This window comes from Nocardia asteroides (genome assembly GCA_019930625.1).
Lineage (GTDB): Bacteria > Actinomycetota > Actinomycetes > Mycobacteriales > Mycobacteriaceae > Nocardia > Nocardia sputi.
Genome location: CP082844.1, coordinates 1396309 through 1415642, shown reverse-complemented (window position 1 = coordinate 1415642; position 19334 = coordinate 1396309). Strand labels below are relative to the sequence as shown.

Here is a 19334-nt window from a genome sequence, read left to right as displayed (position 1 = left end):
AGGGCGGCTGCGCCGGGCGGGTCACGAGTGCCCGGGGCCGTCGGCGAACTCGGCGATCACCGGAGCGTGATCGCTGGCGCCCTTGCCTTTTCGCGCCTCGCGATCGACCATCGCGTCCGTCGCGGTGGCGGCCAGCGCGGGGGAGGCGAGGATGAAATCGATGCGCATCCCTTCTTTCCTCGGAAAGCGCAACTGGGTGTAGTCCCAGTAGGTGTAGACGCCCGGCCCGGGCGCGAACGGACGCATGACGTCCGCGTAGCCGGCGTCCACGACGGCCTGGAAAGCGTCGCGTTCGGGCTGCGAAGTGTGCGTCTTGTCGGCGAAGTACTCCACAGACCACACATCGTCGTCGGTCGGCGCGATGTTCCAGTCGCCCACCAGCGCGATCTTGGCCTGCGGGTCCTCGGCCAACCAGCGCGCGCCGTTGTCGCGCAGCGCGGCAAGCCATTCCAGCTTGTAGGTGTAGTGCGGATCGCCCAGCGTGCGGCCGTTGGGCACGTACAGGCTCCATACCCGCACGCCACCGCAGGTGGCCCCGATCGCGCGCGACTCGACCACCGGCGTGCTGATCAGGGACTCTTCCGCGTCCTTGTCGAAGCCCGGCTGGTCCGGGAAGGCGAACTCGACGTCGGTCAGACCGACCCGGGAGACGATCGCCACCCCGTTCCACTGATTGATCCCGAGGTGGGCCACTTCGTAGCCGAGCTCGTCGAAGCGCTCGAACGGGAACTGGTCGTCGCGGCACTTGGTCTCTTGGAGGGCCAGCACGTCGATGTCCTGGCGGTCCAGCCAGTCCGCGACGCGGTCGAGCCGGGAGCGGATCGAGTTGACATTCCAGGTGGCGAGACGCACTGCGGACTTCCTTCGCACGGGGTGACAGGTCTGTTCTACCGCAGGCCGCCGGGCCCGGCGAGGGGTTCGGGCGCGGCGTAGCGGTAGGCGTGGTGTTCGACGAATCCCAGTTCGCGGTACATCGCGCGGGCCGGCTCGTTGGTGGCTTCCACCTGGAGATAGGCGTGCCTCGCGCCGCGTTCGCGGCCCCAGCGCACCAGTTCGGCGCAGACCAGCGAGCCGAGCCCGTGCCTGCGGTGCGCGGCCGCGACGGCCACGCAGGTGAGCCCGACCCACCGGCGTCCGTCCGGGGCGGTGGTGAGCGCGCCGCGGCCGATCGCGATGGGACGCGGCAGGCCCAGCGAGGCGAAGCCGAGTTCGCCGTCCAGGACCGCGGTCAGCACCTCGGGAACCGGCGCGGGGGCGGGCACCGCCTGCGCGGCCGGGGCCTCGCCGCCATAGCGGTGCATCTCCAGCCAGTCGGCGTCGGGGGCGGGCGCGATCCGCACCATCGACGGACCCCGCGGCAGGACGAAATTGTCGATGTCGAGTGCCAGCATGAGCGTCTCCCGCCAGCTGTGCCAGCCGGGCGGCGTCGGTGCCAGCCGGTCGGGCAGCGCGAGCTGCAAGGGCAGGCCGTGCGCGGTGTACCACTCGCCGATCCGGTGCAGCGTCTCCGCGGACACGACGGCGGGGCTGCCGGAGTTGCCCAGCGGCACAGCGGAGTTCGCTCGGCCGGTGTAGCCGTGGCCCGCGCGCACCAACCACCCGTCGATCCAGCTGTGCTCGACACCGGGCCAGGCGTAGGCGGCCGCGGCCTCGAGCGCGCGGATCTCCTTCGTGCGAATCGGTCTGGGGCCGATGGCTTTCAACGCGACCACCCGGTCCGGCGCCACCGAGACGACCTGGCCGTCGGCGCCGCGCACGGTGGGCGGATCCAGCGAGAGAAGCTCGCCGATCACGTCGGTCAGCGGTTGGGGATAACCCGCGGGCAGTTGATAGCGCAGCACCACGCGGCGGCCGAGCGGAATATCGGGCAGGCCGGCGGCGGGGTCAGTCGTCATGCCCGAACGGGTCGGGATCGGTGCCGGGCAGCCAGCTCAAACCCGGTGTGCCCCAGCCGTTTCGCTTGATCGCCTTCTTGGCGGCCCGCGCGTTGCGGCCGAGCAGCACGTCCACGTACAGGAACCCGTCCAAATGCCCGACCTCGTGCTGGAGCATCCGAGCGAAGAAGCCCTTGCCCTCCACCTCGACCGGCTGCCCGTGCTCATCGGTGCCGGTCACCTTGGCCCATTCGGCGCGGCCGGTGGGGAACTGCTCGCCGGGCACCGACAGGCAGCCCTCCTCGTCGTCGTCCGGGTCCGGCATGGTCTCCGGGATCTGCGAGGTCTCCAGCACCGGGTTGATCACCGCCCCGCGACGCCGGGTCGCGGTGCCGTCCGGGCCGAGGTCGGGGCAGTCGTAGACGAACAGGCGCAGCCCGACGCCGACCTGGTTGGCCGCGAGCCCGACGCCGTGTGCCGCGTCGAGCGTGTCGTACATGTCCGCGATGAGCGGGGCCAATTCCTCCGGCGATTGGGTGACCCGCGCGGTCGGGTTGTGCAGAACCGGGTCGCCGACGATCACGATCGGGAGGATTGCCATATGCCGATTATTGCCGTGGGTGCCACGTCACAGCGCCTCGGGTACCGCCGCTACCGGCCGGTAGGGAACACGCCGCGCCGCGGACCGGGCGATTCCCGGTGCGCGTGGTTGAATGTTCCGCGACGTACAAGCACCATTTTCGTCTGGTGGTCACTCGGCGAGGGAGCGAGATGGACGGCGCAGCGGCACGGGATCTTTCCGCGATCCAGGACGACCCTTCCGCAAGCGCGGATGCCACGGCGGGGCACACTGCGGCCGAGCAGGCCGACGGCGACGGGCTGAGCCGTCGCGACCTCGACATCCTGGCCTTCGAGCGCCAGTGGTGGAAGTACGCCGGGGCGAAGGAAGAGGCCATCCGCGAGCTGTTCGCCATGTCGCCGACCCGGTACTACCAGGTGCTGAACGCGGTGGTCGACCGGCCGGAAGCGCTGGCCGCCGATCCGATGCTGGTCAAGCGGCTGCGCAGGCTGCGCGCGAGCAGGCAGAAGGCGCGCGCGGCGCGGCGGCTGGGATTCCAGGTCTGACCCGGCGATGCGGACCCGGACCCGCCCGGTGCGACTAGGCTCGCGAGGGTGAGCTACCCGAATCCCACCTCCGGTGGGCCACCGTTGCGCGCCCTGGCGATGGTGCTGATCGCGTTGGCCATCGTTTTCGCCGGTCTCGGGGCGATGTCGCTGTCGAATTCCGATGCCGACACCGACGCCTCGGGAACCAGCGAATCGCCGACCACCAGCGCGACCGCCGCGCCCCAGGTACCGGCGAGCACCACCGCGCCCAAGGCGCCCACCTCGGCCGCGTCCTCGTCCACCGCGCGGGCGACCGTGACGTCGACTCCCGCGGCGTCCACTTCCACGGCAGCCCGTTCGGTGCCGGTGCGCGTGCTCAACAACAGCATGGTGGCCGGGCTCGCCGCCAAGACGGCCGATCAGCTCTCGGCAAGTGGGTGGACGATCGCGGGAACCGGCAACTATCCCGGCGCCAATATCGCGAAAACCACGGTGTACTACGGCAATTCGCCCGGCGACAAGGAGGCGGCGCAGGCCGTCGCGGACGAACTCGACGCATCCGTGGAGCCGAAGTCGGCCGGGATCGGGGACACCGGGCCGGGTGTAACGGTGATCGTCACGGGTAACTGACCCGTGTGGTCGCCGTTCGCGCGCACGCAGCGGTGAAGGTCAGGTGAGGGCGTGCCGCCCTGTCGGGGGCGCGACACGGCGGCCGTGGCATCATCTTGTCCGGTAACGAACGTGTCCACCCAGCTTTACTCGTAAACTCGGTACTCGTAAAGGAGTTCCCCGATGGCCCCGTCCCCAACTCGACGCCCGTCCTGGCGGACTGTGACCCCGGTGCTCGCGGTCGCGGTCTTCGGCCTCGCCGCCTGCTCGAACAGCCAGGAGTCGAGTGACGTCCAGGGAACGCCCCCGCCGGTGTGGACCGGGTCCCCCGCTCCGGCCGGACAGTCGAGCACCGAGCACGGCACGCCGCACACCGCTCCGGGGGTGACCGTGCAGCTGAAGGACCCCTCGGGCGCCTCGATCGGCACCGCGAACTTCGCCGAGGAGGGCGAGCACCTGCAGGTCACGGTCGAGGTCCGCGGACTGCGTCCCGGCTTCCACGGCATGCATGTGCACCAGGTCGGCAAGTGCGAGCCCAACTCGGTCGCGCCGACCGGAGGCCCGGCGGGCGACTTCCTGTCCGCCGGTGGTCACCTCCAGGTCGGCAGCGCCAACACCCACCCGGCCAGCGGTGACCTGACATCGTTGGAGGTGCGCTCCGACGGCGCCGCCAAGCTGGTCACCACCACCGATTCGGTGACCCTGGACGAGGTGAAGGGCAAGGCCCTGATCATCCACGCCGACGCCGACAACTTCGGCAACATTCCCAACCGTTACGTCCGTGCCGATGGCGTCGCGGGCCCCGACGACACGACCCTAGCGACGGGCGACGCGGGTGGCCGTGTCGCCTGTGGCGTGATCCAGTAGCGCGGGTGGCATATGGCCGGGGCAGGAATCGAGCACGTTCCCTTCGAAGGTTCGCCCCGGCCCACCATCGGGGTCGAATGGGAGATCGCCTTGGTGGACAAGGTGACCCGCGATCTGTCGAATACCGCTGCGGCGGTCTTCGATTCGCTCGGTGACCTGCGCGCCCACGACGGCACGCAGCAGGTGACCAAGGAGCTGTTGCGCAATACCGTGGAACTCGTCACCGGCGTGCACGAGACCGTCGGCGCGGCGGTGGAGGATCTGACCGGCACCATGAACACGGTGCGGCGCGCGGGCGACCCGCTCGGCGTCGACGTGTTCTGCGCGGGAACCCATCCGTTCGCGCAGTGGTCGGCTCAGCAGCTGACCCGGTCGGAGCACTACGACGAGCTGATCGACCGCACGCAGTGGTGGGGCAGGCAGATGATGATCTGGGGCGTGCACGTGCACGTCGGAGTCTCCCACCGCGACAAGGTGTTCCCGATCCTCAACTCGTTGCTGCTGTCGTATCCGCATCTGCTCGCGTTGTCGGCGTCCTCGCCGATGTGGTCCGGATCGGACACCGGCTACGCCAGCAACCGAACGCTGATGTTCCAGCAGCTGCCGACCGCGGGCCTGCCGTTCCAGTTCGAGAACTGGACCCAGTTCGAGCATTTCGTGCACGATCAGATCAAGACCGGCGTCTTCACACAGCTCGGCGGCATGCACTGGGACATCCGTCCGGCGCCGAAGTGGGGCACCATCGAGGTGCGGGTGTGCGACGGGATCTCCACGCGCGCCGAGCTCGCCGCGATGGCCGCGCTCATCCACTGCCTGATCGTCGACCTGGATCGCCGCGTCGAGAACGGCGAGGACCTGCCCACCCTGCCTCCGTGGCATGTGCAGGAGAACAAGTGGCGGGCAGCCCGTTACGGGCTGGACGCGATCATCATCACCGACTCCGACAGCAATGAGCGGTTGGTCACCGACGACCTGAACGATCTGCTGAACCGGCTGGAACCGACGGCGGCACGGCTGAACTGCGCGGACGAGCTCGCGCTGGTCGCCGAGATCCCCAAGCGCGGGGCCTCTTATCAGCGTCAACGCCGAGTTGCCGCGGCGTCGCAGGGCGATTTGGTCGCGGTGGTGGACGCGCTGGTCGAGGAGCTGAAACAGTAGCGTCCGGCCGCGGACAGGTCGGTTGCTGTTCAGCTGGCCAGGGGGACGCAGTTCACCCCCCGTTTACTATGGTCGGATGCTAGTCGAAGACCCGGGTTCCAAAGCAGGAAGAGCGGTATCGAGCCGCCGCGTGCCACAGACCCGGGTTCGGGTCACCGCGGCGGTGGCCGCGGTGCCGGTGCTGCTGATCGTGTTGCAGGTCGTCGCGACCTGGCAGAGGTTCGAAGGCCCGCTGGAGAGTTTGGCGCGGGACTACGTCGGTACACCCAAATCCATGTCGGTGCCCTGGGCCGGATTGGTCCTTGCGCTGGTGGGCATCTCGGCCCGCAGGCGGCTGGTCGCGGTCGGCATCGCGGTGTCCGTCGACGTGGTGTGGGCGGGGGCCCGCTTGCTGGCGGGCGAGCCGTTCGCGATAGGCAACGGCCCGGTGATCGTGCTGACCGGCTTGGCGCTGGTGGCCTGGCTGCGCTGGCCGGGCGCCGAACGACGCGCCGCGCTGCACGCGGCCGCGCTGGGCGCGCTGCTCATCCTGGCCACCAAGGTCGGCGACGTGTGGCTGCACGTCACCGTCATCGGCAGGCCGACGGTGCTCGACGAGTACGTGATGCTGGCCGACCACGCGCTGGGCGATCCGTCGTGGGTGCTCGGCCGTGCGGTCGACGCGCTCGGCCCAGTGGTCTACGCGGTGTTGCACTGGGTCTATATCGAGTTGCCGGTGGCGGCGATCGTCGTGGCGGTGTGGCAGCTGCGCCGCGTGATGTCGTCGGGCCGCTGGCCGTCGCACTACCTGGTGCGGACCTTTCTGGTGCTGGGGTTGATCGGCCCTTTGGTGTATGTCCTGTTCCCGGTCGTCGGGCCGATGTTCGCGTACGGACCGGACGGCGACGGGCTGCAACTGGGCAACTACTGGCCGGGCGTGGTGCCGCCGATCGACCGGACTCCGATGCCGCTGCCGTTCGACGCCGCGATTCCACGCAATTGCATGCCCTCCATGCACACGGCCTGGGCGCTGTCGGTGTTCCTGCACACCCGTCGCGACAGCGACGGCGAGCCCGCACCGGCCTGGCTGCGCTGGGGTGGTGCGTTCTGGCTGCTGGCCACTCTGGCCGCCACCCTGGGTTTCGGATACCACTACGGCGTCGACCTGGTCGCGGGCGCGGTGCTGTGCCTGACCGTCGAGTCGGCGCTGCGCGAGCCGGAGCGCGGCTGGGGATGGTTCCGGGTCCGGCTGGTCGCCTCCGGTGCGGTCGTGCTGGCCGTGCTGTTGCTGTCCTACCGGTACCTCGCCGTGCCCATGGCCGAGTACCCGGTGTTCGCGGGCACGGTCGTGCTCGGGCTGCTGGCCGGACTCGCCGCGGCATTCCACGCGACGTGGTTCGCGACCGTGCGGCAGCCGCGGCAGGCCGAGCGGGAAGTCGAGCCCGTCGCGAGCTGAGACCGGTACCGGTTCACGCTCCGAGATCGGCGGTGGCGCGGAAATCGCTGGGCCGGATACCCCGATGGCGCTTGAACGCCGCACTGAAACCGAAAGCGTCCGCATAACCGACGGCCTTCGCCACCTGCGCCACGGTGAGACTCCGGTCGACCAGTAGTTCCTCCGCCTCATCCATCCGGCATTCGGTGAGATACGCCAGCGGCGACTGTCCCATGACCTCGGAGAACCGCCGTGCGAACAGCGCCCGCGATACCCCCGCCTCGGCGGCCAGTGACGCGACCGTCCAACCGGCGGCCGGCTTTCCGTGCATGGCCTCCAACGCCGGCCCGACCACCGGATCGGCCGACCCGCGGTACCAACCCGGCGCGGCAGCGTCCAGCCCCTCGAACCAGTCGCGCAGCGTGCACACCAGCGCCCAGTCGAGCAGCCGGTCCATCATCGCCTGCGCTCCGGCCGGACGCCGGGCCGCATCCACGGCGATCGACTCCATCCACGCGCACACCTCGACATCGTCGGTCACGACCAGGACGGGTGGTATAGCACTCAGCAGCCGTTCGTGGCGCCGGCCGGACGCGCGGTAGGCGCCGACGATCAGAGCGGTCTCACCGGCGGGGCCGTTTCCCCAGCGACCGCCGTCCAGCACGGGATCGCATTTCGCGTCCGGCGCGAAACAGGCGACCTCGTATTCCTCGTGCGGTAGGCGGACAGTATCCGCGCTGTCGACGAGGACGAAGGGTTCCGGGCCGCGCACGATCGCGGTGTCCCCTACCGTGATCCGACGCTCGAGACCGCCCGGCAGCAGCAGTGTTCCCCCACCGCGCAGCACGGTGACCATGGTCAGCGGCGCTTCGTCGGCGAACCGGATGCTCCACGGTGCTTCCAAAACCGCGGTGGTGAGCACGGCTCCCTCGGCACGGATACCGCCCAGCAGTTTGCTCAATGGGTCCACACCGTCGATGGTAGACGAACTCCTATCGAATGTAGATCTTTACCCATAGATCGTCCATTGTCGGGAGTGTGGAATGGGACCAGACCGCACAAACCGACTCGTCCGGAACTCCGGACTCACATGGGAGGCCCCCGTGCAGCACAACCCGACCGTGGACACCACGACCACCCGCACCGCGCTGGTTGTCGTCGCTCACCCCCGGCCCGATTCGCTGACCGCCCATATCGCTGAACTGACCACCCGGCGGCTCACCGCGGCCGGCTACCGGATCGACCTGCTGGACCTGCACGCCGAGAACTTCGATCCCCGGATGACCGCCGCCGACCTCCCGGACTGGGGCAATCGGGAGAAGACCTACTCTCCGGAAGTCGAGAGCCATATGCGGCGCATCCGCGCCGCCGACGTGATCGTCGCCGTGTTCCCGGTGTACTGGATGCAGGTCCCGGCGATCCTGAAGGGCTGGATCGATCGGGTGTGGAACTACGGATTCGCCTACGGCCGCAGCAAGCCCCGGCTCGCGGGCAAGCGGATGCTGTGGCTGGGCCTGGCGGGCGCGGCAGACGACGACGCGGTCGTCGAACTCATGCAGGATGCCCTGAGCGCGCAACTCAACGACGGTGTCGCCTACTACTGCGGCCTCGCACAGTCGTCGGTGGGGCTGTTGGCCGGCGCGGAGGAAAAGCGGCAGCGTCTGGACGCCGCGGGCAATCTGCTGTTCGATGAAGCCCTCACCGGCGCGGTCCGTGAAGCCCACTATGTGGGCTTCGAGAACCGGGCGCTGGGCTTCGTCGACGATTTCCTCGCCGCCGACCGGGTTCCGGCCTGACCACTGACGGGTTACCTCTACCTGCCGCACTCCACATCGCCGCCACCAACCAATGGATCCGACACCGGTGAGGGTGGGCAAGGCCCGCCCTCACCGACTTCGAGACCCGAGCTAGTCGATGTCGTCGTCGCGCATCTCGTTGATGCGCAACAGCCCGTCGCGGTGGCGCTGCTCGCGATAGGCGGTGCGGCCGATGAGATGGGCGATCACCGGTGCGGTGAGCAGGGTGAACAGGCCGACCAGCGCCAGCGCCCAGACGTTGCCGTGCCCGCGTAGCTGGATCGCGGCGCCCGCGAGCACCAGGATCAGCCCGATGACCTGCGGCTTGGTGGCGGCGTGCATCCGGGTCAGCGTGTCGGGGAAGCGCACGATGCCGACCGCGGCGGTCAGCGCGAGCGTCGAGCCGAACAGGATCAAGGTGCCCGCGAGCACATGCCACAGATTCATTTGTCGTCCCGCACCCGGAATCGGGACACCGCGGCCGAGCCCAGGAACCCGACCAGCGCCAGCGCGACGATCGCGGGCACCACGGTGGTGTCGGCGCTGTAAGCCGCCCACACGGCCAGTCCGGAGGCCGCGATGGCCATCAGCGAGTCGACACCGACCACCCGGTCCAAAGTGCTCGGCCCCATGACGACGCGGTAAGTGGTGAGCAGCGCGGCCGCGGTCAGGATGACGGCGGCGACCACGGCGACCACGGTCACTATGTCACCTCCGGAGGCTCGACCGGTCGGGAGTACGGCCATCCCGTCGAGCGCTCGAACGCTTCGATCAGCAGTCGTTCCAGCCGCCGGGTGGTCCGGTAGAACTTGTCGACGGCCGCGTCGCTGCCGACGTCGAGGACGTGGACGTAGACCACACAGCGCCCGCGGTCGATCTCCAGCACCATGGTGCCGGGAATCAGGTTCAGCAGATCGCTCCACAACACCAGCACCAAGTCCGATCGCGTGCGGGCGTACACGCGCAGCACCCCGGACACCGGCATCGGGGCGGGCCGGATCGCGAGCCAGGCGACCTGGAGACTCGATTCCACCGCGTAATAAGCGCTCACCACGACCAATTCGAGGAGCGGAAACGGATTCAGCCGGCCGGACACCGGCACTCGCGGCAGCGGCAGCGCCACCATGATCAGTGCGGCGATCACCAGTCCGCCCAACAGGTTCGCGGTGCTGAGATCACCCCACAGGGCGAGCCACACCAGGGTGAGCCAGACCAGGATGCCGACCCGGACGACAGTGTCGCGCGCCCTGCCGCGGCCGGTCTGCTCGACGCTCATCGCGGACCTCCTCGATCGCCGGGCGTATCACCCAGCACCGCAACGATGTACACGCCGGGGTCGCGCAGGTCGAGCGCGGCCCGGTCGGCGATCGCGAGGATCGGACCGGCCAGCACCGTCAGGCACAGACCGGCCAGCACGAGCGCCGCGGTGGACAACACCATCAGCGGCGGCATCCGGCCTGGATCGGTGCGCTCGTCGTAGTGCACGTCGGTCGTTTCCTCGATCAGCGTCGGCGGCCTCGCCGCGGTGAGATGGCCCTCGGGCGCGTCCTCGCGCGGTCGCCAGAACGCTTTGCTCCATACCCGTGCGACGGTATAGAGGGTGAGCAGGCTGGTGAGCACGGCGCCGCCGACCAGCATCCAGGCCAGCACGCTGCCCCGCTCGGCGCCCGCCTGCAACAGCGCGACCTTGCCGACGAACCCGGAGAACGGCGGAATGCCACCGAGATTCAAGGCGGGGATCAGGAACAACACGGCCAGCAGCGGGCTGGCCGCGGCCAGCCCGCCCAATCTGCGCAGCGAAGTGGATCCTGCTTGCCGTTCGATCAGGCCCGCCACCAGAAACAGCGCGGTCTGCACCAGAATGTGGTGCGCCACATAGAACACCGCGCCCGACAGTCCGGCCGCATTGGCCAGTCCGACCCCGAACACCATGTAGCCGATGTGGCTGACCAGCGTGAACGACAGCAGACGGCGGATGTCGCTCTGCGCGATGGCGCCGAGGATGCCTACGAGCATGGTGAGCAGGCCGCACACCAGCAGCACCGAGTCGAAGCCGCCGTCGGGGAACAACAGCGAGTGCGTCCGGATGATGGCGTACACACCGACTTTGGTGAGCAGGCCGGCGAAAACTGCGGTGACGGGGGCCGGGGCGGACGGATAGGAGTCGGGCAGCCAGTTCGACAGCGGGAACACGGCCGCCTTGATGCCGAACGCCACCAGCAGCACCGCGAAGATCGCCGTGCGTGTGCCCTCCGGCACGTCGCCGAACCGGACGGCGAGCTGGGCCAGGTTCAGCGTTCCGGTGGCCGCGTAGGCCAGGCCGATGCCGGTGAGGAAGATCAGCGACGACACCATCGAAACCATCACGTAGGCCACGCCCGCCCGGATGCGTTCGGTGGTCGCGCCTACGGTGAGCAGGACGAACGACGCCGCGAGCAGGATTTCGAAGCCCACGAAGAGGTTGAACAGGTCACCGGCCAGGAAGGCGGCGCAGACACCGGCGGTCAGCACCAGATACGTGGGGCGGTAGATCGAGGTGGGCTGTCGCTCGTCGCCGTCGCGGATGTTCTGGCCCGCGCCGTACAGCGCGACCGACAGCAGCACCACCGACGAGACCAGCAGCATCGCCGCCGAGAGCCGGTCGACCACCAGCGTGATGCCGATCGGGGCCGCCCAGCCGCCGACCTGCAACGCGGTGGTGCCGTCCCGATCGGCCAGGTACAGCAGCAGACCACAGATCACCACGACACCGGCGAGCGCGGCGACGATGACCACGCTCTGGACGCGGGGCCTGCGGCCGAACACGAGCGTGGCCGCGGCGCCGAGCAGCGGAACGAGCACCGGCAGCGGCGCGAGAATCGGCAGCAGGCCGGGGGACAGGTTCACGTCTCCGGGTCCTCTCCGGCGCGCCGCCGTGCGACATCCGCGTCTTCCTGGTCGTCGGCGACGTCGTCGCTGGTGGTGAGCGTGTAGGCGCGGTAGGCCAGGGCGAGAACGAATGCCGCGATGCCCATGGTGATCACGATCGCGGTGAGCACCATCGCCTGGGCGAGCGGGTCGGCCATCTCGTCGACGTCCGCCTCGCCGCGGATGGGCGGTTTGCCGTCGCCGCCGCCCGCGGTGAGGATCAGCAGGTTCACCGCGTTGCCGAACAGGATCAGCCCGAGCAGCATCTTCGACACGGCGCGTTCCAGGATCAGATACACCCCGCACGCGACCAGGATGCCGATTACCACCAGCAGTGTCAGATTGACGGTCATGTGCCGGGGTCGCCTTTCGCCGAGGGGTTCTCGGCGTCGGCCAGTTCGCTGTCGAGCCGCGCGCCCAGGCTGCGCAGCACATCCAGCACCAGGCCGACCACGATGAGATAGACCCCGAGATCGAACAACAGAGCGGTGACCACCTTGACGTGGCCGACAACCGGTAGCGACACCTCGAAGATCGCCGAGGACAGCGGGGGCGCGCCGAGCAGCAGCGACGAAACGGCCGTGCCCGCGGCCAAGGTGAGACCCGCGCCCAGGACGTGACCCGCGTCGACGGGCAGCGCCTCGCCCAATTCGTAGCGGCCACCCGCGAGATACCGCAGGGTCAGCGCGAGTCCAGCGGTGAGCCCACCGGCGAATCCACCGCCGGGTGCGTTGTGGCCGGAGAAGAAGAAGTAGACCGACAGCACCATGATGGTCGGGAACACCAGCCGCGTGGTGATCTGCAGGACCATCGACCGTTCGGCCCGGTCGACCAGACGGCCCGCGGGCAGCCAGCTCACCAGTTCCGGGTCGTAGTCGGGGGAGTCCGTCGCGCGCGGCGCGCTGCCGAAACGCCTGCTGCGGAACACCAGTGAGGCGACGCCGGTAGCGGCGACGACGAGCACCGAGATCTCGCCGAGGGTGTCCCACGCCCGCAGGTCGACGAGCAGGACGTTGACGGCGTTCTTGCCGCCGCCGAACTCGTAGGCGGCATCGGGAATCCGGGGCCAGACGGGTTCGGCGGTGCGGGCCGCGACGGCGAAACCGGCCAGCACCGCGACCGCCGTTCCCGTCCCCACCGCCAGGATCGCCCTGCGCACCTTGAACGCGGCCCTGCGGCGGGCCTCGATCCGCGCGGGGAAAGCGCGCAGGACGAGGACGAAGATCACCAGGGTCAGCGTCTCCACCAGGAATTGGGTCAGCGCGAGGTCGGGCGCCCCGTGCAGCGCGAAGATCACCCCGCAGCCGTACCCGGTCACCCCCACGACCAGCACGCTGGCCAAGCGGTTGCGCAGCACCGTCGCGGCGATCGCGGTCACCGCCATGATCGCGCCGATGGCCGCTTGCAGCGGCGAATCCCACAGGCGCGGCGTCACGCCGGTGCGGGCGCCGAGGGCGAGCAGGACGGTCGGCAGGATGATCAGCGTGACCAGGATCGTCGCCTGGGTCAGCGGCAACGACCCGCGCTGCACGGCGCCGGTCATCCGCAGCGAGAGGGTGTCCATCGCGCGCAGCGTGGCGTCGTAGGCGCGGTCGGCGTTGCCCAGGCGGGGCTGCGCGGCCGCGGATTCGGGGAAGCGGTCGCGCAGCCGGAACAGCAGGACGCCCACGGTGACGATCAGCACCGTCAACGCCAGCGGCGGGGTGAATCCGTGCCACAGCGCCAGAGGGGGGAACGCGGGGCCGGTCAGCGTTTCGGCGTAGGGGCGCAGCCGTGCGTCCAGCCAGGACGGTGCGAGACCTGCCACCAGGCTCGCGATGGCGAGGATCACCGGTGCCGCCACGAAGACAGCGCCCGGCGCGTGCCAGCGAAAACTGCTTACCGCCTCCGGCCGGCCCCCGATGACGGGTACGTCGCTGGGCTGGTGGGCCATGGATGCGGCGCGAGGAGCGGCCCGCGGCTCGTTGCCTTTGTCCGCGAAAGCTCCCCAGATGAACCGGATGCTGTAGCCGACTGTCAGCATCGAGCCGAGCACGATTCCGGCGAGCACCGTGCCGCGAGCCCAGGCGGGGAGCACGCCGGCGTCCAGTACGGCGCTCAGGGCGCTCTCTTTCCCCACGAACCCGAGCAGCGGTGGGATGCCCGCCATACTGAGCACGGCGAGGATCGCGGTGCCGCACAGCACCGGAGCACGGCGGCCGAGACCCGACAGCCGCCGCAGATCGCGGGTCCCCGCACCGTGATCGATGATCCCGACCACCAGGAACAGGCACGCCTTGAACAGCGCGTGCGCGACGAGCAGGGTGACTCCGGCCAGTGCGGCGCCGGGCGTGCCGATGCCGACCAGCACGATCAGGAAGCCCAGCTGGCTGACCGTGCCGAAGGCCAGCACCAGTTTCAGGTCCACCACTTGCAGTGCTCGCAGCCCGGCCAGCAGCATCGACGCCAAGCCGAGGGTGAGCACCAGCGGATGCCACACCGGGTGCTGCGCGAACACCGGTGCGAGCCGGGCGACCAGGTACACACCGGCCTTCACCATCGCCGCGGCGTGCAGGTACGCGCTCACCGGTGTCGGCGCGGCCATCGCGCCGGGCAGCCAGAAATGCAGCGGTACCACAGCGGATTTGGTGAGCGCGCCCACCAGCACCAACGCCACCGCGATCTCGACCGCCACCCCGCTCGGGGAATGTGCTCCCGACAGCAGGTCCGAGAGCAGATAGCTGCCGGTCACCGTGCCGAGCACGACGATGCCGGCCAGCATCGCCAATCCGCCCGCGCCGGTCACCAGCAGCGCCTGGATCGCGGCTCTGCGGCCGGCCGCCTGTTCGGCGTTGTGACCGATCAGCAGGAACGACAGCACTGTCGTCGCTTCCCAGAACACGTAGAGCAAGAGCATGTTGTCGCTGGTGACCAGGCCGAACATCGCCCCGGCGAACGCCACCAGCTGGGCGGCGAACACTTCCAGCCGCGGCTCGTCGTCCTGGAAGTACCTGGCGCAGTAGACCAGCACCAGCGCCCCGATGCCCAGCACGAGCGCGCACAGGACGGCCGCGAGGGTGTCGAAGCGCAGGTCGACGTTCAGCGCGATGCTCGGCGCCCAGGTCAGCCGAACGCGCTGCGGAACGGACCAATTCGCGATCACCCAGCCGAGACAGCCGAGCGGGACCAAAGCCAGCAGGTAGAAAGCGTTGCGCCCCAGTGCCCGCACCCACAGCGGAGCCGACAAGGCGGCTGCGGCATGGACGAGCAGGATTGCGAGCAAACTCACTCCGTCGAGTAGGGGCGGCGGGGTGTTCGGGACAATCCTACGTAAACCCTGCATTTTTCGCGGACGGGGCAAGTATGGCGTCCGCCATCGGTTCGAAGCGGGGCTATATGTCCGCTAATGATTCGCTCTCGAGTTGCCCTTTCGCCTGCGACTTGCTGCGCGGCCGGAGTTTGCGCAGCATGACGAGGCCGATCGCGCTGCCGACGACAATGGCCAGCGCGGTGCGGCCGGGCGTCGCGTCGTGGATCGCCACGTCCTCGCGCCAGTCTTTGAACTTGTCCGGCATCACCGACACCGCCGAGGGAAGGTAGAGAGCGGTGATCGCCAGGACACCGCTGGGCGCGTACTGCGGTCGTGTCGTACCGCAGCAGTAACCAGCGGTCAACGCGATGACGCCGCTGATGACGGCGAAGGCGACGGTGCCCGCGGACGTGGAGGTGACGATGGCGAATACCGCGATGCCCGCCAGCAGCAGGATGGCGATTGCCGTCGAGGGCACACGGGCGCCGATGGCCACGCCAGCCGCGGTCAGCGCGATCAGCACCGCGGAGGTCCACCCGGGACGGACCGCGTAACCCACGGCGTCGACCGCCGCGGTGAGGCTGACGGCCAGGTACACGCCGGTGCCGTCGCGTCCGGGCAGCAGCATCGCCGCGGCGGTCGCGCTGACGATCGTCGCGGCGACGACGATCCCGATCTCGACCGCGTGACCCTCCGCGGGAAGTTTGCTGTATTGCCGGCCCAGCCATTCGGTGCCGGCCAGCACCACCAGCGCGAGCACCATGGCGGCGAGGATCGGCGCCACCGGCAGCGCGATCGCCATCCGCGATGTCTTCGGCTCCTCGGTGCGCCGCCAGTTGTGCATGGTGCTGATCATCAGCATGGCCAGCGCCGCGGCGATCATCCAGTGCGTCGGGGTCTCCAGCACCGCGTACGGATCCGCGGTGATGTTCAGCAGGGCCGCGAGATCGCCGAAGCCGAAGATTCCGACCCCGCCGACCGCGAACGCCGCGCCGGGCAGGGGTCGGCGCAGCACCACCGCGCCCAGCCCGCCGAGCAGCACCGCGGCGCACACCGCGTCGATGTAGTTCTGCGTGGTCAGCATCTCGGCCGTGGACCCCCGCCGTCCGGCGAAGTGGTTGATCAGCTGCGCCAGCGCGGCGGCCGTCGCCGTCGCCCACCCGGTCAGCGGCCGCTTGGTGGTGGTGACCAGCACGGCCACCGTCACGGCGACGATCATCCCCAGCGCGGCGCCGCGGGGCACGCTGTTGAGCAGGCCCGCGATCCGGTACGACGAGGCCTGACCTTGCGTGCCGACGCTGACGGGCAGGAACAGCGTGACGCCCGCGACCGCGGCTCCCGTGAAGGCCGTGGTCGCGTCGAGAATGTCGCCGACCCTGCGCACGGTTGTCGAACATACCCGTGGTTCGCGCGCGATCTTGTGATTGCCGACAAATTGCCCTTAACGGGGCGATTTGCGCGGCCTATCCTCGATCCAGGGCGTAGCGGCGCAGCGCGTCGACTTGCGACGGGTCGAGCGATGGCCGCACCACCGTTTGGGCGGCCTGCACGTCATCCGCGGTGACGTCGGCCGCTTGCAGGTCCCGGCGCATCGCCGTGAGCGCGGCCTCGCGCAGCAGCGCGGCGCAGTCGGCCGCTGAGTAGCCGTCCAATTGCTGTGCGAGGGCTTCGAGGTCGACGTCGTCGGCCAGCGGCACCGCGCGGCCCGCCGTGCGCAGGATCTCCCTGCGGGCGGCGGCATCCGGGGGCGGCACGAAGACCAGCCGTTCCAACCTGCCCGGCCGCAGCAACGCCGGGTCGATCAGATCGGGGCGGTTGGTCGCGCCGAGAACCACTACGTCGCGCAGCGGTTCCACGCCGTCGAGCTCGGTGAGCAGAGCCGCGACCACTCGGTCGCCGACGCCGGCGTCGGCGCTCTGGCCGCGGCGGGGGGCCAGCGCGTCCACCTCGTCCAGGAAGATCAGCGAGGGCGCCGAATCGCGCGCTCGCTGGAACAGTTCGCGCACCGCCCGCTCCGACGAACCGACCCACCGGTCCAACAGCTCGGCGCCCTTGACCGCGTGCACGCTGAGCTGACCGGTCCCCGCCAGCGCGCGCACCAGGAAAGTCTTGCCGCAGCCGGGCGGGCCGTAGAGCAGCACCCCGCGCGGCGGTTCGATGCCGAGGCGGGCGAAGGAGTCCGGGTGCCGCAGCGGCCACAGCACCGCCTCGGTCAACGCCTGCTTGGTCTCCACCATGTCGCCGACGTCGTGCAGACCCAGGCTGCCGATGGCGAGTTCCTCCATGCCCGAGCGCGACAGCGGCCGGATGACCTCCAGCGCGCCGAGCAGGTCCGGCTGGGTGAGCTGCGGTTCGCCGTGCTCCCTGGCCCGCGACGCCGCGCGCAGCGCCGCCTCCCGGCACAGCGCCGCGAGATCGGAGGCCACGAAGCCCGGCGTGCGCGCGGCGACCTCGTCGAGTTTCAGCTCCGCGGTCGGCACCTTGCGCAGCAGCTGTTCCAGCAGCTGCTTGCGCACGGCGGCGGTGGGCAGCGGCAGCGCGAGTTCGCGGTCGCACAGGTCGGGCGCCCGCAGTCGCTGGTCGATTCCGGTGGGGTGCGCCGTGGTCGCGAGGAACGCGACGCAGGGTTCGGCGATCGCGGCGCGCAATTGGTCGAGGATGAGCGTGGCGACCGGCTCGGCATCCGCGGGCAGCAGCGCGTCGATGTCGGTGATCAGCAGGACGCCGCCCTGGCCGCAGCCGATGTCGGCCACCGCCTCGGCGACTTCGCGCAGCCGTGCGCCGCTCTCGGCCGCACCGATGGTGGGACCGTCGAGTTCCACGACGCGCCGCGGCGACGCGACCGCCCTGGCCAGAGTGGCTTTGCCGACGCCGGCCGGGCCGGTGATCAGCACGCCGAGATGAGGTCGTGCGCCGAGCGTGCGCAGCAGTTCGGGCTCGTCCAAGGCGAGACTGAGCCATTCGTCGAGCTTCGCGGCTTGGCCGCGCACTCCCGGCAGGTCATCGACCGAGATGCTCGGCGTGGTGTCCCTGGCCGCCGCGGTCCGCCCGGTCGCGACGCCGTTGTTGCCCGCCGCCGTGCCGAAGACGGCGGCTTCGGTGGCGCCGCGCGAGGCCTCGCCAACCGGGATCGGGGTCCCGGCCGAGGCCAGATCGGCGGCGTACCGCGCGGCGACCGCTCCCGCGCCCCAGACCACCGCGGTATTCGGCTGCACGCTCACCGGCCCGCGTGGATCGGTGGCGGTGACGGTGAGCAACTCCGTGGTCCACGCGATCCCGAAGGTGCGCGACAGCGCCAAGGTGGCGGCCGTGGAGCTGATGTCGGGTCCGAGGTCGCGCGGCAGCAAGGAGACCGCGTCGCCGACCGTGACGACCTTCCCGAGCAGCGCCTGCCGCAGTGTCGCGGCCGGGATCGTGCGGGTGGCGTGCACCGAGCCGCTCACCGCGATCTGTTTCGCGCCGTAGACGGTCGCGGGGGAGACCACCACCGTCGAATCCTCGCGCAGTCCGGCGTTGGACAGCGTGACGTCATCGAGCAGGGCGACCCCGGCGGGCGTTCCCTGGCGAGCGACGCCGACCACAGCGGCCGTGCGTCGTGAGCCGACCAGCATGATTCCGTCCCACTCCCGCAACCCCAGCGCGGTCAGCGCTTCCGGATGCAGTCGGACCACCCCCCGCCGGGCGTCGGCGGCCGAGGGATTCAGGCGGGCGGTGAGTGCCAGTTCTGCCACTGTGCCATTCTGCCGCGCGCCCCCGCCCTCGGTCACGGTCCGTCGTCTCGGTATGGCCGCGGACCGCGATCTACCGGCTACTTCCGCACGATTCCGGCGGCCACCGCGACCGAGGTGTCGGCGACGCTCGGCGACAGGCACACCAGCTTGGCCGTGCCCAGCGCGACGTTCGGACTGCCGTCGAACGGGCCACCCGGGTTTTCCGCCAGGATCTGCTCGATCAGCGCCTTCTCCGCGTCGGTGTCCAGCTTCCGGAACTCACCGCAGGTGGTGCTGGAGGCGGGACCGAGGGAGGAGTCGCTGTCCTTCGTCGTGGCCGGGGTGTCGGTCGGCGCCGAATCGCTCGTCGTCGCGGCGTCGGGAGCGGTCGTGGTGCGCGTGGCCGGGGCGGAGATCGTCGCGCTCAGGGAACTCTGGCGCGATGCGTTCGCGTCGCTGGACTCGTCCGCTCCGCCGCAGCCTGCCAGCAGGAAACCCACCGTCCCGACAGCCAGGACGATGGTGGAAATTCGTTTCATACCGTGCTTTCCCGGGTGGATCGTGGCGCCGGAAGGCCCGGCGTTCGCAGCAGCGTACCGGTTT

At 69.9% G+C, this 19334-nt stretch carries 19 protein-coding genes; 6 read left to right on the top strand and 13 right to left on the bottom strand.

The window, feature by feature from the left end:
• Positions 1-21 precede the first annotated feature (21 nt).
• The 3 genes from xth to K8O92_06625 are packed head-to-tail and all read right to left on the bottom strand — an operon-like array spanning position 22 to position 2475.
• Positions 22-852, bottom strand: a complete 831-nt coding sequence (xth, locus tag K8O92_06635) for an exodeoxyribonuclease III (GenBank protein UAK33614.1) — start codon at positions 850-852, stop codon at positions 22-24.
• Between the two features lie 35 nt (positions 853-887).
• A complete protein-coding gene (locus tag K8O92_06630) occupies positions 888-1895 on the bottom strand; it encodes a GNAT family N-acetyltransferase (GenBank protein UAK33613.1) in 1008 nt (335 codons plus the stop codon).
• Positions 1885-2475, bottom strand: a complete 591-nt coding sequence (locus tag K8O92_06625; GenBank protein ID UAK33612.1) for a peptide deformylase — start codon at positions 2473-2475, stop codon at positions 1885-1887. Before K8O92_06625 ends, K8O92_06630 begins: the two co-directional genes overlap by 11 nt.
• 170 nt (positions 2476-2645) lie before the next feature.
• Here K8O92_06625 and K8O92_06620 point away from each other — a divergent pair, with 170 nt between their 5' ends.
• From K8O92_06620 to K8O92_06600, 5 genes are all read left to right on the top strand, one after another.
• On the top strand, positions 2646-2999 hold the full coding sequence (locus K8O92_06620; protein ID UAK33611.1) for a DUF3263 domain-containing protein: 354 nt from the start codon (positions 2646-2648) through the stop codon (positions 2997-2999).
• A 48-nt stretch (positions 3000-3047) separates the two neighbouring features.
• Positions 3048-3611: a LytR C-terminal domain-containing protein gene (locus K8O92_06615; protein UAK33610.1), complete on the top strand. Its 564-nt coding sequence runs from the start codon at positions 3048-3050 to the stop codon at positions 3609-3611.
• A 162-nt stretch (positions 3612-3773) separates the two neighbouring features.
• On the top strand, positions 3774-4457 hold the full coding sequence (locus tag K8O92_06610) for a superoxide dismutase family protein (protein UAK33609.1): 684 nt from the start codon (positions 3774-3776) through the stop codon (positions 4455-4457).
• 12 nt (positions 4458-4469) lie between these two features.
• A complete protein-coding gene (locus tag K8O92_06605) occupies positions 4470-5615 on the top strand; it encodes a glutamate--cysteine ligase (protein UAK33608.1) in 1146 nt (381 codons plus the stop codon).
• A gap of 76 nt (positions 5616-5691) precedes the next feature.
• Entirely contained in the window at positions 5692-7050 is a 1359-nt protein-coding gene (locus K8O92_06600; protein UAK33607.1) for a phosphatase PAP2 family protein, read from the top strand.
• A 13-nt stretch (positions 7051-7063) separates the two neighbouring features.
• On the opposite strand, the gene K8O92_06595 is transcribed toward K8O92_06600, so the two are convergent.
• Complete coding sequence (locus tag K8O92_06595; GenBank protein ID UAK33606.1) at positions 7064-7999, bottom strand: AraC family transcriptional regulator; 936 nt, start codon at positions 7997-7999, stop codon at positions 7064-7066.
• 73 nt (positions 8000-8072) lie between these two features.
• Between K8O92_06595 and K8O92_06590 the strand changes: the two genes are divergently transcribed.
• Positions 8073-8825 carry an NAD(P)H oxidoreductase gene (locus K8O92_06590; protein UAK33605.1) on the top strand — a complete coding sequence of 251 codons (753 nt, stop codon included), beginning with the start codon at positions 8073-8075 and terminating at the stop codon, positions 8823-8825.
• A 111-nt stretch (positions 8826-8936) separates the two neighbouring features.
• On the opposite strand, the gene mnhG is transcribed toward K8O92_06590, so the two are convergent.
• The 9 genes from mnhG to K8O92_06545 form a co-directional block, all read right to left on the bottom strand.
• Positions 8937-9272 (bottom strand): monovalent cation/H(+) antiporter subunit G, encoded by a 336-nt coding sequence (gene mnhG, locus K8O92_06585; protein ID UAK33604.1) that lies wholly within the window; start codon positions 9270-9272, stop codon positions 8937-8939.
• On the bottom strand, positions 9269-9529 hold the full coding sequence (locus K8O92_06580) for a cation:proton antiporter (protein ID UAK33603.1): 261 nt from the start codon (positions 9527-9529) through the stop codon (positions 9269-9271). The genes mnhG and K8O92_06580 overlap by 4 nt, the downstream gene beginning before the upstream one ends.
• Positions 9529-10101, bottom strand: a complete 573-nt coding sequence (locus K8O92_06575) for a Na+/H+ antiporter subunit E (protein ID UAK33602.1) — start codon at positions 10099-10101, stop codon at positions 9529-9531. Before K8O92_06575 ends, K8O92_06580 begins: the two co-directional genes overlap by 1 nt.
• Positions 10098-11711, bottom strand: coding sequence for a Na+/H+ antiporter subunit D (locus K8O92_06570; protein UAK33601.1), 1614 nt, complete (start codon positions 11709-11711; stop codon positions 10098-10100). Before K8O92_06570 ends, K8O92_06575 begins: the two co-directional genes overlap by 4 nt.
• Positions 11708-12085 (bottom strand): Na(+)/H(+) antiporter subunit C, encoded by a 378-nt coding sequence (locus K8O92_06565; protein ID UAK33600.1) that lies wholly within the window; start codon positions 12083-12085, stop codon positions 11708-11710. Before K8O92_06565 ends, K8O92_06570 begins: the two co-directional genes overlap by 4 nt.
• Complete coding sequence (locus K8O92_06560; GenBank protein UAK35488.1) at positions 12082-14994, bottom strand: Na+/H+ antiporter subunit A; 2913 nt, start codon at positions 14992-14994, stop codon at positions 12082-12084. Before K8O92_06560 ends, K8O92_06565 begins: the two co-directional genes overlap by 4 nt.
• Positions 14995-15103: 109 nt before the next feature.
• On the bottom strand, positions 15104-16405 hold the full coding sequence (locus K8O92_06555; GenBank protein UAK33599.1) for a hypothetical protein: 1302 nt from the start codon (positions 16403-16405) through the stop codon (positions 15104-15106).
• Between the two features lie 79 nt (positions 16406-16484).
• Positions 16485-18752, bottom strand: coding sequence for an AAA family ATPase (locus K8O92_06550; GenBank protein UAK33598.1), 2268 nt, complete (start codon positions 18750-18752; stop codon positions 16485-16487).
• 77 nt (positions 18753-18829) lie between these two features.
• Positions 18830-19270 (bottom strand): hypothetical protein, encoded by a 441-nt coding sequence (locus tag K8O92_06545; GenBank protein UAK33597.1) that lies wholly within the window; start codon positions 19268-19270, stop codon positions 18830-18832.
• Positions 19271-19334 lie beyond the last annotated feature (64 nt).

Bases quoted from the DNA above. Each gene is read 5' to 3' on its own strand.
- K8O92_06630 (UAK33613.1), bottom strand. From the start codon at position 1,895: ATGACGACTGACCCCGCCGCCGGCCTGCCCGATATTCCGCTCGGCCGC.
- K8O92_06625 (UAK33612.1), bottom strand. From the start codon at position 2,475: ATGGCAATCCTCCCGATCGTGATCGTCGGCGACCCGGTTCTGCACAAC.
- K8O92_06620 (UAK33611.1), top strand. From the start codon at position 2,646: ATGGACGGCGCAGCGGCACGGGATCTTTCCGCGATCCAGGACGACCCT.
- K8O92_06610 (UAK33609.1), top strand. From the start codon at position 3,774: ATGGCCCCGTCCCCAACTCGACGCCCGTCCTGGCGGACTGTGACCCCG.
- K8O92_06605 (UAK33608.1), top strand. From the start codon at position 4,470: ATGGCCGGGGCAGGAATCGAGCACGTTCCCTTCGAAGGTTCGCCCCGG.
- K8O92_06600 (UAK33607.1), top strand. From the start codon at position 5,692: ATGCTAGTCGAAGACCCGGGTTCCAAAGCAGGAAGAGCGGTATCGAGC.
- K8O92_06590 (UAK33605.1), top strand. From the start codon at position 8,073: ATGGGACCAGACCGCACAAACCGACTCGTCCGGAACTCCGGACTCACA.
- mnhG (UAK33604.1), bottom strand. From the start codon at position 9,272: ATGAATCTGTGGCATGTGCTCGCGGGCACCTTGATCCTGTTCGGCTCG.
- K8O92_06575 (UAK33602.1), bottom strand. From the start codon at position 10,101: ATGAGCGTCGAGCAGACCGGCCGCGGCAGGGCGCGCGACACTGTCGTC.
- K8O92_06565 (UAK33600.1), bottom strand. From the start codon at position 12,085: ATGACCGTCAATCTGACACTGCTGGTGGTAATCGGCATCCTGGTCGCG.
- K8O92_06545 (UAK33597.1), bottom strand. From the start codon at position 19,270: ATGAAACGAATTTCCACCATCGTCCTGGCTGTCGGGACGGTGGGTTTC.